This window comes from Chryseobacterium sp. CG10_8 (assembly GCF_058117085.1).
This window is the reverse complement of the sequence record NZ_JBYVEB010000297.1, coordinates 1-389: the sequence shown is the minus strand read 5'-3', so window position 1 is coordinate 389 and position 389 is coordinate 1. Positions and strand designations below refer to the sequence as shown.

The following is a 389-nucleotide window of genomic DNA, read 5'->3' as shown; positions in this document are numbered from 1 at the left end:
CTGGTAGCTCCAATAATAGCTTTCGATGTCGTTTCTGTGATTCCTTCTGGTTGTTGAGTAAGTTGTGTCGTGATATCAGCATCTTGTCCACTTAGGTCAATCCATCCTCCATTGTAATATTTTACTCTTGCTGTTGTGGCTGTGCTTGCATCCAACAATATTGTACCTTCTGTTGGTGCACTAGGAAGTGTTCGTACATAAGGCAAGATGATTCCTTTATTATTCGTATTGGCAAACTCCAATAAAACAGATGTCTTGTTCGATGCAGTTCCTACTGCGTCTCCTATGATGACTTGTGAATATCCTTCTATTGTAATGAATAATATGGATAATATCGTGATTATTTTTTTCATTTTCTTATTCTTTATTTTTTAACTCTATTAAAACCC

1 pseudogene is annotated in these 389 nt (G+C 36.0%); it reads right to left on the bottom strand.

Annotated elements, in window-relative coordinates:
- Window positions 1-353 (bottom strand): annotated as a pseudogene (locus tag AC4AGG_RS16830) (hypothetical protein); the annotation flags it as partial.
- Window positions 354-389: the final 36 nt, after the last annotated feature.